The sequence below is a fragment of the Arthrobacter sp. Soil761 genome (genome assembly GCF_001428325.1).
Taxonomy (GTDB): Bacteria; Actinomycetota; Actinomycetes; order Actinomycetales; family Micrococcaceae; genus Arthrobacter.
Window position 1 is genome coordinate 48,070 of record NZ_LMSF01000002.1, and the last position, 15,557, is coordinate 63,626.

Annotated in this window: 13 protein-coding genes and 2 pseudogenes; 3 read left to right on the forward strand and 12 right to left on the reverse strand. The window is 65.4% G+C overall.

What is annotated here, in order from left to right:
* The first annotated feature begins 138 nt into the window (after positions 1–138).
* The gene (locus tag ASG79_RS02635; RefSeq protein WP_018772166.1) at positions 139–963 is read left to right on the forward strand and encodes a class I SAM-dependent methyltransferase; all 825 of its coding nucleotides are present in this window, start codon (positions 139–141) and stop codon (positions 961–963) included.
* Between the two features lie 349 nt (positions 964–1,312).
* Here the strand turns inward: ASG79_RS02635 and ASG79_RS02640 are convergent, their stop codons facing one another.
* The 4 genes from ASG79_RS02640 to ASG79_RS02655 all read right to left on the reverse strand — a co-directional run bounded on the left by ASG79_RS02640 (position 1,313) and on the right by ASG79_RS02655 (position 5,916).
* A complete protein-coding gene (locus ASG79_RS02640) occupies positions 1,313–2,134 on the reverse strand; it encodes a class I SAM-dependent methyltransferase (RefSeq protein WP_056388260.1) in 822 nt (273 codons plus the stop codon).
* 170 nt (positions 2,135–2,304) lie between these two features.
* Positions 2,305–2,772: a DUF3237 domain-containing protein gene (locus tag ASG79_RS02645; protein WP_056388262.1), complete on the reverse strand. Its 468-nt coding sequence runs from the start codon at positions 2,770–2,772 to the stop codon at positions 2,305–2,307.
* Positions 2,769–4,514, reverse strand: a complete 1,746-nt coding sequence (locus ASG79_RS02650) for a CocE/NonD family hydrolase (protein ID WP_056388264.1) — start codon at positions 4,512–4,514, stop codon at positions 2,769–2,771. The genes ASG79_RS02645 and ASG79_RS02650 overlap by 4 nt, the downstream gene beginning before the upstream one ends.
* Before the next feature lie 34 nt (positions 4,515–4,548).
* Entirely contained in the window at positions 4,549–5,916 is a 1,368-nt protein-coding gene (locus ASG79_RS02655) for an MFS transporter (protein WP_082581646.1), read from the reverse strand.
* Between the two features lie 177 nt (positions 5,917–6,093).
* On the opposite strand from ASG79_RS02655, the gene ASG79_RS02660 reads away from it, so the two are divergent.
* Positions 6,094–7,029, forward strand: a complete 936-nt coding sequence (locus tag ASG79_RS02660; RefSeq protein WP_056388267.1) for a PaaX family transcriptional regulator C-terminal domain-containing protein — start codon at positions 6,094–6,096, stop codon at positions 7,027–7,029.
* Positions 7,030–7,244: 215 nt separating this feature from the next.
* On the opposite strand, the pseudogene manD reads toward ASG79_RS02660, so the two are convergent.
* The 8 genes and pseudogenes from manD to ASG79_RS02695 form a co-directional block, all read right to left on the reverse strand.
* Positions 7,245–8,265, reverse strand: a pseudogene (manD, locus tag ASG79_RS02665) (D-mannonate dehydratase ManD); the annotation flags it as partial.
* A gap of 1 nt (position 8,266) precedes the next feature.
* Positions 8,267–8,542: pseudogene (locus ASG79_RS23965) on the reverse strand (bifunctional D-altronate/D-mannonate dehydratase); the annotation flags it as partial.
* 61 nt (positions 8,543–8,603) lie between these two features.
* Positions 8,604–9,575 (reverse strand): sugar kinase, encoded by a 972-nt coding sequence (locus ASG79_RS02670; RefSeq protein WP_056388269.1) that lies wholly within the window; start codon positions 9,573–9,575, stop codon positions 8,604–8,606.
* Entirely contained in the window at positions 9,572–10,255 is a 684-nt protein-coding gene (locus ASG79_RS02675) for a bifunctional 4-hydroxy-2-oxoglutarate aldolase/2-dehydro-3-deoxy-phosphogluconate aldolase (protein ID WP_056388596.1), read from the reverse strand. The genes ASG79_RS02670 and ASG79_RS02675 overlap by 4 nt, the downstream gene beginning before the upstream one ends.
* Before the next feature lie 5 nt (positions 10,256–10,260).
* Positions 10,261–11,409, reverse strand: a complete 1,149-nt coding sequence (gene dgoD, locus ASG79_RS02680) for a galactonate dehydratase (protein WP_056388271.1) — start codon at positions 11,407–11,409, stop codon at positions 10,261–10,263.
* Positions 11,410–11,418: 9 nt separating this feature from the next.
* A complete protein-coding gene (locus tag ASG79_RS02685) occupies positions 11,419–12,297 on the reverse strand; it encodes a carbohydrate ABC transporter permease (RefSeq protein WP_018770860.1) in 879 nt (292 codons plus the stop codon).
* Positions 12,294–13,247, reverse strand: coding sequence for a carbohydrate ABC transporter permease (locus tag ASG79_RS02690; RefSeq protein ID WP_186447807.1), 954 nt, complete (start codon positions 13,245–13,247; stop codon positions 12,294–12,296). The genes ASG79_RS02685 and ASG79_RS02690 overlap by 4 nt, the downstream gene beginning before the upstream one ends.
* Positions 13,248–13,342: 95 nt before the next feature.
* The gene (locus ASG79_RS02695) at positions 13,343–14,641 is read right to left on the reverse strand and encodes an ABC transporter substrate-binding protein (protein ID WP_056388273.1); all 1,299 of its coding nucleotides are present in this window, start codon (positions 14,639–14,641) and stop codon (positions 13,343–13,345) included.
* Positions 14,642–14,777: 136 nt separating this feature from the next.
* On the opposite strand from ASG79_RS02695, the gene ASG79_RS02700 reads away from it, so the two are divergent.
* Entirely contained in the window at positions 14,778–15,533 is a 756-nt protein-coding gene (locus ASG79_RS02700) for a FadR/GntR family transcriptional regulator (protein WP_018770863.1), read from the forward strand.
* Positions 15,534–15,557: the final 24 nt, after the last annotated feature.

Here is a 15,557-nt window from a genome sequence, read left to right on the forward strand (position 1 = left end):
CCGGACTCCTGGAAATACATTGACTAACCGCAAGATCATTGCAATCTGTTCCTAGAGAGGATCAGAAGACAAGGTTCTTCTTCCCGGCAAACGGATTCATCTCAATCGGCCGACAACTCTGCATGCCATAGTCGGCGGATGACTGACCTTGGGGGAACAAGAGGCTATTACGCGAGTTTCGATCGGCGAGAGTGGGAGCGGCTAGAGACGCCCCAGGGCCGCATTGAGTTTGAACTCACCACTCACTTTCTAGCGAAGACAATGCCGGAATCGGGGCGTGTACTGGATATTGGCGGGGGCCCTGGCCGCTACAGCCGCTGGCTATGCGACATGGGCTATCAAGCCACATTGGCAGACCTTTCGCCTAACCTCCTCGACATAGCGCGGGCGGAGTTCGGTGAAGATCGGATCCGGGAAATCGTTGAGGCGGATGTCCGCGATCTTTCCCGTTGGTCGGACAACACCTTTGATTCGACAATCGCTCTGGGCCCGTTCTATCACCTAACCTCTGCAGCCGACCGGCGGAAGGCTCTTGAGGAGCTCATGCGCGTCACCATGCCCGGGGGAACAATCGCCGTTGCTCTAATGTCCAAGTACGCCCTGCTACGCCGGACCCTCTCTATCCGGGATGAACGACACAGAATGGCCGAAGCGTCCTTCGTGGAAGCACTACTCAGCCGCGGCACCTACGACAATCCCATTCCTGGCCGCTTCACCGAAGGATACGGTGTGGAACCATCCAAGGCCGCAAAGTCCTTCGAGGAAGCAGGGCTGATAACAGAGATCGTCGCGTCCACCCATGGGTTCGCCACAGGGTTGGAAGACCAAATCGAAAACCTCAGAAGCGAAGACCCCGACGCCTACGTTTCGACACTCGAAGTCTTGAAGGCCACCGCAACGGACCCCAGCCTCCTCGGGACTGCGGGACATCTTCTCTATATCGGAAGAAATGCTCCTCGCTAGATCTCCGTTGTCGGAAAATCCAACTTGATGTCCATGAGCACCTCGCCGACCTTCTCACAATCGGGAAAGCGGTTGGAGGCGCCCGTTAGCCGGTCCTCCACCGACCGCCATTCAAGGCCCAATAGCCCGCGTCAAAATTCCCGGCGTTCAAGGGTTCCCAGATTCCCGTAAGACCCGCCCGCAAAACTGCCCGGTGGAGGTGCCCTATACGCTACACACAAAGTTGCCTCGAAACCCTAGGGTTTCGAGGGACCGCACAAAGGCTGGAGCCCCGCACCACACGGCTACGAGTAAAGGCTGAAGGCCGCCGGAACCTATGAGACCCGGGCGCCAGAGCCCCGCACGCAAGTCACGGCCGCGAGCACACGAACATGACCGTCCGGATGCGCCGCTCGGCGAGGTTGGCCACCTGGTTGGCTGCCATCTGTGCGAAGCTGTCGCCAAGGAAGGTCGCGAAGGTCACCGGTGCTGGCCCTTCCCGCTGGATTTTGGCACGCATGTGCTGGAACCAGGAAAGGCTTTCGTCCGAGGAGTCGACCTCCGAGATGACGTCGAAACCTGCCGAAGGGAGGAGACGGCGCATGTCCTCCAGGGTCGCGGGAAAGCTCGTTGAGGGGTCAGCGGCCCACGGCACCGGGTAATGCACCTCCCCGCCTTCACCCTGCAGCACGTCGTAAACCACCAACCTGCCGCCCGGCCGCAGGACCCGGAAGGCCTCGGCATACAGCGCGTGCTTGTCCGGGATGTTCATCGCCACATGCACTGTCATCGCAGCATCCACAGACTCGTCCGGAAGGCCGGTGGCTGTGGCGTCCCCAACGTGGAAGCGGGTGCGGCCGGACAAGCCTGTCCACTCCGAAAGCGCCGTCGCTACCTGGCAGAACTCCGGTGTCAGGTCCACCCCTGTCACCGTGCACCCCGTCATCTCGGCGAGCGTCCGGGCGGGGCCGCCCAATCCGCTTCCGAGATCGAGCACTTGGGAATCTGCAGTAAGGCCGAGCGCTTCGATGATTTCCAGCGTCGCCCTGCGTCCACGGATATGGAATTCGTCGACAGCACCGAGGTCGGCCGGCCGCAGCGCCGAACGGTCCACGCCGGCCGCATCCAGGGCAGAACTGATGGCCGCCAAAAGCTGACCGGGGCCGGTATAAAAGGCCGAAACCTCATTCATGGCGCCATCCTCACACCGGGTGACGGCGGGGTCAACGGGAAGCCCTTGCCAGGTGGCGTGTTTAGTCCACACGCATCTGCCTGCCATCCCCGCCGGGGTGCATTCGGGAAACCGCTGTGGGGCGCGGAGCAGGAATGGAGCCCGGGGACGACAACCCTTCCGTAACGGCGTCAGCGGACGATGAAGACGGCGATCCTCACTGCGTCCTGGTACCGCTCGCCGGTACCGACGGCAACCACGTGGTTGAGCCACGACCATTCCCTGGACGCCGTGGAGAACCGGAGTGAACACCGGAAGTAGATGGCGGCCGGATCCACTGGTTCACCGCGGTTCAGCCGTGCGATATCGGCCGCTGAGCCGTGCCGGACGGCGCTGTTGTGCACGTGGATCAATGCCCCGTCCTCCGCCTCGACAACGTAGCGGGCATCAAGCTCGGTGAGTTCCGGGCTGTGCAGGGTCTGGAAATCCGCGCCGCCGGGCAGCACCGTGCCGCGGAGGGCGAGCCCCGTCATCGTTCCGCCGGTGATCGGTATGATCCTGCGGTGGCCGGTGGGGGCGGGCCCAACATCAATGGGTGTTTCCACCGTTACGTTCAGCTCCGTCAGGAACTCCAGGCGCGGCCGTAAAGGTGCGCTCACAGCAGGCCCACTGTCAGGCGGCTGGGGTGGGAGGCGCCAACGTGGATACGCTGGTTGGCGGTCACGGCAACTCCCGATTCGTAGGCCAGTTTGCCGGTGTTGAGGTTGCGGTCCCAGCGCGGGTGGCAGCTCGACGTGACCTGGACGCGCAGGCGCTCCCCGGGGGCGAGAGTCAGAGCCGTCTCCCAAAGGCTGATGGTGTACTCGTAGACCTGGCCTGGCTCGATGGGAGACGGCGGATGTCCTTCCTCGAACAGCCCGGTTTCCGCATAGGCATCGCGCCAGGACGCCCGGACGATCCCGTCGGCAATCCCCAGGGAAACCCCGTCCGCTGACACCCTGCAAAGCCGGACCACCCAGTCCGTGTCCACGGCACTGGAAGATGCAAACAAGGTGGCGGTGACGGCACCGAAGATGGTGGTGGTTTCGGTGAAGGGCTCCGTGGTGAAGACGGCGACGTCGGTGCGCGCCTCGACGGCGTCCTGCCGCGCCGGACCCGCGGGAAAGGCGCCGGCGAGCATGGTGGCCCCGCCCGTAGTGGGCACGGGATCCAGGGGGTCGTAGGCGTACTCAACGTTTCCGTCCGCACCCGCCTGGTCCAGCAGGTCCCCCTCGGCGGAAAGGAACCACGACCTCTGCCCGGCGGGAACCGGCAGTTCATCAAAGCCGCGCCAGCGGTTCTCGCCCAGGAAATACAGCAGCACCTTGGGGACCGCGGCGATGGCCGCTCCGTCCTCCTTGAGGACGGCGTCGAACCAGGCCGTGTGGAGGGACGACAGATCTCCGCGGCCATCGACGATGCCGGAGGACGCGGCTGCGCCGAAGTGGATGTCCGGGTACCCGCCCGTGAGGTTGGTGTGTGTCCAGGGGCCCAGGATGAGGCGGGGTTCAATGCCGGGGAAGGTCTTGCTGAGGACCGCCTGGCGGCGGTACTGTTCCAGCGTGTTGGGGGCGAAGATATCGAACCAGCCGCCGATGTGCAGCGTTGGCAGCGGCACCGCTGCATCGGAAGCAGCATCCCACAACCGGCAGAAATCACTCCCCGGCCCCTCCCCCGCGGACGGGGTGACCTCGTTGCGAAGGAAGGTGCCCAGCCTAGGTTCCAGGTCCCGCAGCGGGAGGACTCCGTAGCAGGAACCATCGGCAAATCCAGTGTCCAGGGCAAGCCATTCCTGGAGCTCCTTCGCGCGCCGCTCGGGATCGTCAGCATGTTCCCGCATCACTTCATTCAGGGAAATCGAGGCGTGCCCCCAGGCCAGGCGGCTGCCCAGCTCATGGGCACCGCCCCTGTACAGCGCACCGTTGTTGGCGTTGCCGCCCGCCGAGACCCCCGGCGCCAGTGCCTTGAGCGCTGCCGGGGACTGCCGGGCGGCACGCCACTGGGTTTCCGCGAAGTAGGACCGGCCCCACATGCCCACCCTGCCGTTGGACCACGGAAGGCGCGCGGCCCACTCCACTGTTGTGGCGCCGTCGGACGCTTCATTGACCGAAGGCTCAAACCTGCCGTCCGAGCCGAACCTGCCGCGGCAGTCCTGCATCACCACCACGTACCCGGCCGCCGCAACGGTCAGCGGATTGAAGTACGCCGAGTTGACCGCCAGGTCCCGCCCGTAGGGCGTGCGCGTGAGCAGCACCGGGAAGGTGCTGCCGGGCGAGTCCGGCCGGTAGACGGTGGACCGGAGGATGGTTCCGTCGGTCATGGTTGCTTCAACATCGCCTTCGACGACGACCGGGTAGCGCACGCGGATGCCTTTCTTTGGGGGGCTGGTTTGGTGCTCAGGCGGCCTGGACGGGCCGCTTGCCGAGGTCTTCGGTCCGGGTCCGGTAGGTCTCCTTGACCCACACGGCGGTCACGACGGCGGAGACGAGGCAGCAGGCGGCCGTGAAGAAGGCAACGGGCAGCCACCCGTCAGGGCCGGGCTGGACGATGGCGGCGGCAATGGCGGGAGCAAAGCCGGTGACGACGAGCCCCAGCTGGGAGGCAGTGGCAGCTCCGGTGTAGCGGATCCTGGTTTCGAACATTTCCGCGGTCATGGATGGGCCAAGCGGGTTGACCATGCCGTAGCCGACGGTCATGAAGAGGATGGCCGTGGCAAAGATCAGCGGGATGGAGCCAGCGCTGATCGACCAGAAGAACGCGAACACCGACGCCGCGCAGACGATGTTGCCGGTGATGAACACCGGTTTACGTCCGATCCGGTCGGCCAGGATGCCTGCGTACGGCTGGACGACGATGCCCAGGGCCGCGGTGACGATAGTGACGGTGAGCATGACGGCCGCGGGGACTCCGAGCTTGCCGGCGTAGGCAAGACCGAAGGCCGCGAACACCGAGGAAACGACGCTCCAGAGACCGAACAGGATCACCTTGAGGATGGTGGCCCAATGGTCGCGCAGGACCACCTTGATGGGCAGTTCCTGGCCGGCCGCAGATTCCTTGGCGGCCTCGAACACTTCCGATTCCGGGAGGCGGAGCCTGATGTACAGGCCCACCACGACAACCAGGATGCTGGCAAGGAACGGCAGGCGCCATCCCCATGCGAGCAAATCGTCCTGCGGCAGCAGCGATACCGCAAGGAACGCGAGCGACGCCAGCATGATGCCGGCCACCGCTCCCGTGTTGACCCAGCTGGCGTAGAAGGCCCTCCTGTGGGTAGGGGCGTGTTCCATGGTCATGGTCACGGCACCCACGGACTCGCCGGCGGCCGAAGCCCCCTGCAGTGCGCGCAGGAGTACCAGCAGGATCGGGGCGGCGGCGCCGATCACCGACACGGGCGGAAGGCAGCCGATCAGGAACGTGGCGACTCCCATGAGGACCAGGGTCAGGACCAGCATCTGGCGGCGGCCTATGCGGTCACCAAAGTGGCCAATCACGCCGGCGGCCAGGGGCCGCACCACGTAGCCGATGCCGATGGTGGCCATGGAAAGGACCATGCCCAGGGATGGGTCGATGCCGGGAAAGAAGATTTTGTTGAATATCAACGCCGAAGCAGAGCCGTAGATGAAGAAGTCGTAGTACTCGAGGGTGCTGCCAATGAAGCTTGCGGCAGCGGCACGGCGGGCGTTGGCGTTGCCCTTGGAAGCTGTGGCGGGGACGGAAACGGTGTCCGGTGACAACGGCGTCAGCGGACCGGGACCTGCGGTCATTGCGGATCTCCTGGAAAGTTTTGAAGCAGGGCCTGACTCGCTCCTGCGGCGGGAAAAGCTACCGGCGCGGGGTGTGGGCCGGATCACTTGGATAGATGTTATGCGCTTATTGCAACGGCCGTCAAGAAAACTGCAAGATTCAATTTGCCGTTCCCTCTACGCCTGAGAAGATGGACCGTGACCAGCAACCTCCACGTCCACTCCGGCGACCCCGCCGTACACCGCGTTGCCGCCGAGCAGGTCAATTTTCCGCGGCCGTTGAAGGGATCCGCTTCCCAGCACCTGGTGGTGACGATGATGGCGGACTATTGGCGGGAGTACACCGGATGGCTGCCCTCGCGACTGATCGTGGCCCTGGCGGGAGCACTGGGCATCAGCGCGTCGGCCGCCTCTACGGCGCTGAGCCGCCTGGCCGGACGCGGGGTGCTGGAACAGTCGAACGCGGGACGAACGTCCCGTTACCGCTTCACGCCGGAAGCCCAGGCCCGCCTCGACGTGGGTGTGGGCCAGGTCAGTGGTTTCGGTTCCGAGGACCGCCGGTGGGACAGAATGTGGACTGTCATGGCCTTCACCGTTCCCGAAAGCTCCAGGGAGGTGCGTGACCTGCTCCGCAGCCGGCTCAAGTGGCTTGGTTTCGCTCCGCTGTACGGCGCGGTCTGGGTTTCCGCGTGGGACACGGTGCAGGATCTGGAGGACTCCTGCCGGCATCTGGGCGTGGACAACTATGCCATCTTCCGCACGCCTGAGGAGGAACTACGCGGCCGGCCGTTGATCGAGGCCTGGGACCTGGACGAACTCCGCGGGCAGTACGCACCCTTTATCGATGCCTACCGTGGGAAGGCCCAGACCCTTGACGCCCAGCGCCTGAGCGGGGAGGAGGCCTTCCGGCTGAGGACCGAGGTGATGGATGCGTGGCGCGCTTTCCCCTGGGAGGACCCGGGCTTGCCTCCGGACCTGTTGCCCCACGATTTTCCACTGTTCGAGGCGCGCCGGATTTTCGTCACCCTCTACAACTCACTGATGGAGGGGGCTGCCTCCTACGCGGAGGAGACGGTAGCCCGGCTCGCCCCCGAACTCGCCGGGGAGAACCGGGCCTTCCGGCTCAAGGGTTAGGGCGCCCCCGCAAGCAGCGGCTTGCCCGGCCCGCCTTACCAGTCGTGGCGGTCTCACCAGTCGTGGCGGTCTTACCAGTCGTGGACGGTGCCGTCGACGAGSCGGTTGTAGGGCAGGTAGGCCTGCTGGTAGGGGTAGGCCGCGGCGGCTTCTTCGTTGAATTCGACGCCGATGCCCGGCTTGTCGCCCGGGTGCAGGTACCCATCCACGAACGNCGGTTGTAGGGCAGGTAGGCCTGCTGGTAGGGGTAGGCCGCGGCGGCTTCTTCGTTGAATTCGACGCCGATGCCCGGCTTGTCGCCCGGGTGCAGGTACCCRTCCACGAACGTCATGGACTGCTCRAAGACCTCGTTGGTCTTGGCCGAGTGCTGCATGTACTCCTGGATCCCRTAGTTATGGATCGCCAACCCCACGTGCAGCTGCGCCGCGAACCCCACCGGGGAWATATCSGTCGGACCGTGGAAACCGGACTTGATCTGGTACTGCGCCGCGAAATCCATCACCTTCTTCAACGGACTGATCCCACCGAARTGCGTGGACGCCGCCCGCACATAATCAATCAACTGCTCCTTGATCAGCGTCTGGAAGTCAAACACCGTATTGAAGATCTCCCCGATCGCCAACGGCGTGGTGGTGTGCTGCCGCACCAGGCGCAGCCCCTCCTGGTTCTCCGCCGGCGTGCAGTCCTCCAACCAGAACAAGTCATACGGCTCCARCGCCTTGCCCAGCTTCGCCGCCTGGATCGGCGTCATCCGGTGATGCCCGTCATGCAGCAACGGGATCTCCGGGCCGAACTCGTTCCGCACCGCCTCAAAGACCGTGGGCAGGTGCCGCAGRTACGCCCGGGTATCCCAGTCCTCCTCCTGCGGGAACGCACCCCGCCCGGCCGGCTCATAGTCATACCGCTCCCCCGAMGCCTGCGCCTGCGCCGCCACCCCATACACGGCCTTGATCCCCGGGATCGCCGTCTGGATCCGGATCGACTTGTACCCCAACTCCAGATGCTCCCGCACCGAATCAAACAACGACTCAATATCCGCACCCGAAGCATGCCCATACGCCCGCAACCCGTTCCGCGACGCACCACCCAGCAACTGGTACACCGGCAACCCGGCCACCTTGCCCTTGATATCCCACAACGCCATATCCACCGCAGCGATCGCCGCCATCGTCACCGGACCCCGCCGCCAATACGCACTCCGGTACAGGAACTGCCACGTATCCTCAATCCGGTGCGNCGCCATATCCACCGCAGCGATCGCCGCCATCGTCACCGGACCCCGCCGCCAATACGCACTCCGGTACAGGAACTGCCACGTATCCTCAATCCGGTGCGSATCCTTGCCAATGAGCAACTGCGCCACATGTTCCTTCAGGTAGGCGGCGACGGCGAGCTCGCGCCCGTTCAGGGTGGCGTCGCCAATGCCGGTCACGCCGTCGTCCGTGGTGATCCGGAGGGTCACAAAATTCCGGGTGGGGCTGGTCACAAACACATCGGCGGCAATAATCTTCACAGCTGGCTTTCGGGTAGGGGCTTTGGGTAGATGGGAATTTCCCGTTGGGGTGGGCAGTTTCTCAGCGCTGGGTACTGCCCCTGGCGGAGTCGAGCAGGGCGAGTTCTTCGCGGCGGGGCAGGCCCTCCCAATCGCCGCGCGTGCTGACGGCGAAGGCGCCGGCGAGGATGCCGCGCTTGAGGCGGCCGGCGACGTCTTCGCCGTCGAGCAGGGCGGAAAGGTAACCGGCGGTGAACGCGTCCCCGGCCCCAACGGTGTCCACGCACGTCACCGGGATGGCCGGAGCTTCAAGAAGGCCGTCGGCTGTATGGACCGCGGCCCCCGCGGCGCCTCGCTTCACCACCACTTCGCTGACCCCCAAGTCCAACAGGTGCGCGGCCGCACGGACCTCATCGGCCGGGGGCGTCGCCTCCCCGTTTCCGTCCTGCGGGACGGCAACCAGGTCGAGTTCGTCGTCGGACGCTATGACGATGGTGGCGTGCCGGGCCAGGGGGCCGAGCACGGCCCTCGCCTGGTCGCGGGACCAGAGCTTGCTCCGGTAGTTCACGTCCAGGGATACCACCAGCCCTTCAGCCGCTGCCCGTTCCGCGGCGTACTCCACCGCGTCCCGCGCTTCTGGACTGAGTGCCGGAGTGATGCCGGTCAGGTGCAGGATCCGTGTTCCGCCATCCAGGGCCGCAGCAACCTGGCCGCGGGAGATGGTGGCTCCCGCCGATCCGGCGCGGTAGTAGAAGGCCCGGCTGAGGTCGGCGGTGCGCTGCTCCAGGAACATCACCCCGGTGCTCCGGTCCGCATGCACGGTGTGGTGCAGCTGGACGCCTTCGCCGCGCAGTTGCTTAAGGATGAACTCGCCGTGCGGGTCCGCGCCCACCGTCCCGGCCCAGGCAGCGCTGTGGCCAAGCCGCGCGACGCCGATGGCAACGTTCGATTCTGCCCCCGCCACCTGCATGTTCAGGGTGCCGCCGTTCGCCAGGGGGCCGCCGGCGCGGAGTGAGACCATGGACTCGCCGAAGGTCAGCAGGCAAACGCTCATGAAGGGGTCCCGGTTCCGGCACGGGCAGCAAATTCGGCCGCAAGGGCCAGGAAGCTGCGGGCACGTTCCCGCATTTCCGTGAGGTCGCCGCCGGAGGCTGCGCTGCCGAACAGCGGACCGCCCAGGCCGACGGCGATCGCCCCGGCTTCCCAGTACCCGGCCGCCTCGCCGAGGCCCACGCCGCCCACGGCGATGAAGGGGATGTCCGGGAAGGGATCGCGGACTGCCTTCAGGTAGCCGGGCCCGCCGATCGATGCCGGGAAAAGCTTGATGGCGGTGGCACCGCGTTCCATCGCGTCGTACGCCTCGCTGGGCGTCAGCGCCCCGGCCAGGACCGGGATGCCGGCACTGGCCGCCTCGCTGATGGAGGGGGCAAGGGAGGGGGTGACGATGAACTGGCCGCCGGCAGCGGTGACGTGTTCGACGTCGGCCTCGCTCAGGACGGTGCCGGCGCCCACCAGGCAGCCGGCCGGCGCAGCCGCGCGGACCTCGCGGATTGCCTCCAGCGCGTTGGGCGTGGTGAGGGCGATCTCCACGTACCGGAAGCCTTCCTCCATGGCGGCCAGCGCCGCCTTGGCGGCAGCACCGCCGTCGTTCCCGCGGACAATGCCGACAAGCCGCGACTGCCGGATGCCGGCCAGCAGGCCGGCGGAGGTGACGGCTGGATTTTGGGATGTCATGGGATTCACCATTCTGCGAAGGATCCGTCGGGGTGGCGCCACACAGGTCCGCGCCAGGCATGGCCGCGCTTGTCCGCTGCCCGCACCACGGCCTCGTCGATTTCGATGCCCAGTCCGGGCCCGGTGAGACGCTCGATGTGGCCGCTTACGAACTTGAACGGCGTCTTGTCCACCACGTAGTCCAGGACTTCGGCGCCCTGGTTGTAGTGGATGCCGATGCTTTGTTCCTGGATGAGGAAGTTGGGCGTGGCGAAGCCCACCTGGAGGCAGGCGGCCAGCGCCAGCGGTCCCAGCGGGCAGTGCGGTGCCAGCTGGACTTCGTAGACCTCGGCCAGGGCCGCGATCTTCCGGACCTCGGTGATGCCGCCGGCATGGGAGAGGTCCGGCTGGGCCACCGCGATGCCCGCCTGCAGCGCCGGCAGGAACTCCTGCCGGCTGTACAGCCGCTCCCCCGTGGACACCGGGGTGGTGGTGGACGCGGTGAATTCCCGGAGCAGGTGGGTGTTTTCCGGCACCACGGGCTCTTCGAGGAAGAAGGGCCGGAAGGGTTCCAGCAACGGGGCCACCCGCCTGGCGTTGGCCAGGCTGAACCGGCCGTGGAAGTCGACGGCGACGTCCCGGTGGTCGCCCAGGACCTGCCGGGCCGCGGCAACACGGCGGATGACGCCGTCGATCTCTGCCACCGACGCCACCGGGCTCATCCGTCCGCTGGCGTTCATTTTGACGGCAGTGAGGCCCACGTCCAGCTGGGCGCTGATCTGGTCCGCCACCTCGTTCGGCTCGTCGCCGCCCACCCAGCCGTACATCCGGATGCGGTCGCGGACGTGGCCGCCCAGCAGTTGGTGCACCGGAGTGTTGAAGTGCTTGCCCGCGATGTCCCACAGCGCCTGGTCCAGGCCGGAGACGGCACTGGCAAGGATGGGTCCGCCCCGGTAGAAGGACCCCTTGGTCATCACCTGCCAGTGGTCTTCGATCCGGAGGGCGTCCCGTCCGATGAGCAGCTCCGAGAGTTGCCCGACGGCGGCGCGCACCGTCTCGCTGCGTCCCTCGCAGGTGGCCTCGCCCCACCCCACGATGCCGCTTTCGGTCTCGACCCGGACAAAGAGCCAGCGGGGTGGAACAAGGAATGTTTCGATCCGGCTGATGACGGTCACGCCGCGGTCCTAACCCTTGGTGGCGCCGGCGGTCAGGCCGGAGACGATGTACTTCTGCGTGAAGAGCGCAATGATCATGATGGGGATGGTGACAACAGTCGCCGCGGCCATCAGCCCGCCCCAGTCGATGCTGGCGTAGGAGACGAAGTCGAAGATCGCCACCGGCAGGGTCTTGGTCTTGGAGCCGGAGAGCACCAGCGCGAACATGAAGTTGTTCCAGGAGAAGATAAAGGACAGGATGCCGGCTGTGGCGATGCCGGACACCGCCAGCGGAAGCGTGATCAGCCGGAACGCACCGATCGGCGTAAGCCCGTCCACTTCGGCTGATTCCTCCAGCTCCAGGGGCAGCGAGTCGAAGTAGCTCATCATGATGTACACGATCAGCGGGAGGGCCACGAACATGTGGCTGAGGATCAGCACCTCGAACTTCCCCACCATCCGCAGGTTGGAGAAGACGTAGTACCAAGGCACCAGGAGTGAGACGCCGGGAATGACACGGGCCATCAGGACCACCAGCGCCGAGCGGTGCATGGTGAACCGGCTCATGGCGTAGGCAGCCGGGACGCCGAGGACGATTGACAACGCGGTGGAGACGAAGGCAACCCAGAAGCTGTTGAAGATGAACACGAAGTAGTTGTTGCGCTGCAGCACATTGGCGTAGTTCTCGATGGTGGGCGAGAACAGGAACGCCTTGCCGGTGTCGTAGATATCCACGTTGGTCTTCAGCGATGCCAGCAGCATCCAGAAGAGCGGCGCAAGCAGGAACAGCACCACAAGGATGAGGGCGACGACCCGGAACACCTTGTAGGCGCGCGTGGCCAGGGGCTTACGGCGGCGCGGGGGCCGGCGGTCCGCGGCGGTGGCGGCGGAATCTGTCATGACGGTCATTTGCTTACCGCTTTCTTGCGCATGGTGAGCAGCCACATGGAGCCGATGATGATCATGAAGAACAGGATCAGCACCGCCGAGGAAAGCCCGTACTGGTTGTAGTCGAAGCTGAGTCCGTAGGCGTAGACGTTCAGCGTCTCCACTTCGTGGAACGAGCCGCCGCCCTTGCCCTTGGTGGCGTAAAGGATGTCGAAGGTCTTCAGTGCATCGATGCCGCGCAGCAGGATGGCCACGATCACGGTGGGCATCATGAGGGGCAGCGTGATGTAGAAGAACCGCTGGAAGGCGTTGGCGCCGTCCACGCGGGCGGCCTCGTCCGGTTCGTCGGACAGCGAGGTCAGCCCGGCCAGCAGGATCAGGACCACCATGGGGGTCCACTGCCACACGTCCATGAAGATGGTGGTGCCCAGGGCGGTGTCCTGGCCGGACAGCCACGGCTGGGGCGGAATGCCCACCATGCCCAGGAGCTGGTTGACGAAGCCGATGTTGGGATCGAAGATCAGCCGCCACATCATGCCCACCGCCACGGGCGTGGCCACGAGCGGCAGCAGGATGGCCACCCGGACCCACTTTTCACCCCGGAAGGGCCGCCACAGAAGCAGCGCCACGCCCATGCCCAGCACCACTTCGAAGGCCAGTGCGACGCCAGTGAAGGAAAGGGTGCGGCCCACGGCGGGCCAGAAACGCTCGGTATCGCTGAGGACCGTGATGTAGTTCTGCAGCCCGATGAACTCCGTTGCGGCCCGCACGGATCCCTGGGAGTCGGTGAGGCTGAGGTACACGGTCCAGGCCAGCGGAAAGATGATCAGCACGCCGACGAAGATCATTGCCGGTGCCGCGAAGAGCCACTTTCGGTGCCGGTTGGCCCAGGCGGAAAAGTTCCCCCCGGCACCGGCGGGGCCACCGGGCCGGCGGGTGCGGGCGCTGCGGGGAGGGTTCAATACAGACATGGTTCACCTAAGGAGTTTGGGGGTGAAGTGGGCCGCGCCGGGACGGCCATGGGCCGTCCCGGCGGGATGTTGGTGCGCGATAGGCGCCCTGTGTCCTACTTCTTTTCGCTGTCCAGGAAGGTCTGGAAAGCAGTCTGGGCGTCGTTTGCCGCTGCGGCGGCGTCCCCGCCGGTGATGGTGGCGACAATCGGGGCACCCACGATTTCGCGTGCCTTGCCTACGGTGACAACCTCGGGCCGGTCATGGCCCACGCCGTTCTTGGCGCTGCCGGAGATCGCGTCGGCAAGGTCCTTCGGGTAGGTGGAGGTTCCGTCAGGGTTGGACCAGACGGAGGTGCGCGGGCCCGGGACGCCGGCCTTCTGGGCTGCCAGGGTGCGTTCCTTGCTGGTTGCCCACTGGATGAACTTCCAGGCGTTGTCCTGGTTGCTGGAGTTCTGGTTCACGCCCAGCGCCCAGGAGGGGATGTTGTACGGCTTGGAACCGGCGGGACCTGCAGGCAGCGCAGCGAATCCAACCTTGTCCGCAACCTTGGACTTGGCGGGGTCTGTGGCGTTCTTGTAGAGCGAATCTGCCTCCGTGTAGAAGGCGGCACCGCCCTGGGTGAAGATGGCCATCGCCTCGGGCCAGCTCATGTCCGTGCTGACGTTGGCGGGACCGTAGTTGCGGATCAGGCCGCCGTAGTAGGCGTAGGCCTTCTTGGCGGCGTCGGTGTTGACAGAGGCCTTGCCGCTGGAGTCCATGAAGTCGCCGCCAAAGCTGTACAGGAAGCTGGAGAACTGGGTCACCGCGGCGGACTTGCCGGTGCGGGCCACGAAGCCTGCGGTGTCAGGGGAGGACGCCTTGATGGCCTTGGCCGCCGCTTCCAGTTCCTCCATGGTCTTGGGGACCTGGAGGCCTGCGGCCTGCAGCAGGTCCTTGCGGTAGTACAGGACTTCGCGCTCGGTGATGATCGGAACACCAACCACCTTGCCGTCAACGGTGGTGGCCTTGACCGGGCCCTCCTGGTAATCCTTCCAGTCCCAGCCCGAGTCCGATGAGACGTTCTTGGTCAGGTCCGCAAGGTAAGCGTTCTTGGCAAAAGCCTTGCCTTCCTGCAGCGGGCGGTACATCATCACGTCGATCTCGTCGCTGCCTGCGTTGAGCTTGACGTTGTACTGGTCAGAGAGCTGGTCCTCGCCGAGCTGGGTCAGCTCCACCTTGAGCCCGCTGGACTTCTCGAATTCCGGAATCGCGGCCTTGATGCCCTCGGTCCACACGTGGTTGGCTAGGGTGACACGGACGGTGCCGGACTGCTTGGCCTGGTCGCTGCCGCCTCCGCCGCCGCTGCAGGCGGTCAGCCCCAGCGACATCGCTGCGGCAATTGCCGCGTACTTCACAATTGAATGCCGCTTCATTACGACTTCCTTTGCCTTCAGGCCCGCAGCTTCGCGGGCGGGTGACAGACGCCTCGTTACGTCTGTTGTGTTCAGCGAGCATAAACAAATAAGGCAGACATATACAAGACCTTGCCATGCCCCATATGATTTATTCATGACCATCCCAAAGGCGGCGTTGTCCCCGGACCTGCATTCATCGCTGGTCGAGAACCTGGGGCTCGCCATTGCCGAGGGAACGCTGGCCCCGAATTCGATCCTGCGCTTGGATGAGCTGGAGGCGCAGCACAAGGTGTCCCGCTCCGTGATCCGGGAGGCCACCCGTGTCCTGTCGTCGATGGGCATGCTGGAATCGCGCCGCCGACTGGGAACGGTGGTTCAGCCGGAAGCCAGCTGGAACCTCTATGACCCCCAGGTGATCCGGTGGCGGCTGGCCTCGGCCAAGCGGCTGGAGCAGTTGCGGTCCCTGAATGAACTGCGCGGCGCCATTGAGCCGCAGGCCGCCCGGCTCGCGGCCGAGCGCGCTTCACTCGACCAGGCCAGCGACCTTGTTTCCATGGCAGCCCGGCTTTGGGCCGCCGGGCAGCGGGGAGACCAGGAAGATTTCCTGCGCCTGGACATCGAATTCCATGCCGCTGTCCTCAACGCCTCCGGCAACCTGATGTTTTCGCAGCTGCATAAACTCGTGGCGGAAGTGCTGGCGGGGCGGACCCAGCACGGCCTGATGCCCCATCTTCCGGACCATGAGGCACTGCAGATGCACGTGGATGTGGCCAGCGCCATCCAGCGGGGCCAGGCAGCCGCCGCGCATGCCGCCATGAGCCGGATTGTGGAGCAGTCCACCGAGGAGATGGGTGACATCTGGTCCAGCAGCCATGCTTCCGTCAACGACGGCGCGGCCAACCCCGGGTAAGCCAGGTGCCGGCAGCACCAGCGG

Coding starts and splice junctions, on each gene's coding strand:
- ASG79_RS02635 (WP_018772166.1), top strand. CDS start 139: ATGACTGACCTTGGGGGAACAAGAGGCTATTACGCGAGTTTCGATCGG.
- ASG79_RS02640 (WP_056388260.1), bottom strand. CDS start 2,134: ATGAATGAGGTTTCGGCCTTTTATACCGGCCCCGGTCAGCTTTTGGCG.
- ASG79_RS02655 (WP_082581646.1), bottom strand. CDS start 5,916: ATGACCGCAGGTCCCGGTCCGCTGACGCCGTTGTCACCGGACACCGTT.
- ASG79_RS02670 (WP_056388269.1), bottom strand. CDS start 9,575: ATGAGCGTTTGCCTGCTGACCTTCGGCGAGTCCATGGTCTCACTCCGC.
- ASG79_RS02675 (WP_056388596.1), bottom strand. CDS start 10,255: ATGACATCCCAAAATCCAGCCGTCACCTCCGCCGGCCTGCTGGCCGGC.
- ASG79_RS02685 (WP_018770860.1), bottom strand. CDS start 12,297: ATGACCGTCATGACAGATTCCGCCGCCACCGCCGCGGACCGCCGGCCC.
- ASG79_RS02690 (WP_186447807.1), bottom strand. CDS start 13,247: ATGTCTGTATTGAACCCTCCCCGCAGCGCCCGCACCCGCCGGCCCGGT.
- ASG79_RS02695 (WP_056388273.1), bottom strand. CDS start 14,641: ATGAAGCGGCATTCAATTGTGAAGTACGCGGCAATTGCCGCAGCGATG.
- ASG79_RS02700 (WP_018770863.1), top strand. CDS start 14,778: ATGACCATCCCAAAGGCGGCGTTGTCCCCGGACCTGCATTCATCGCTG.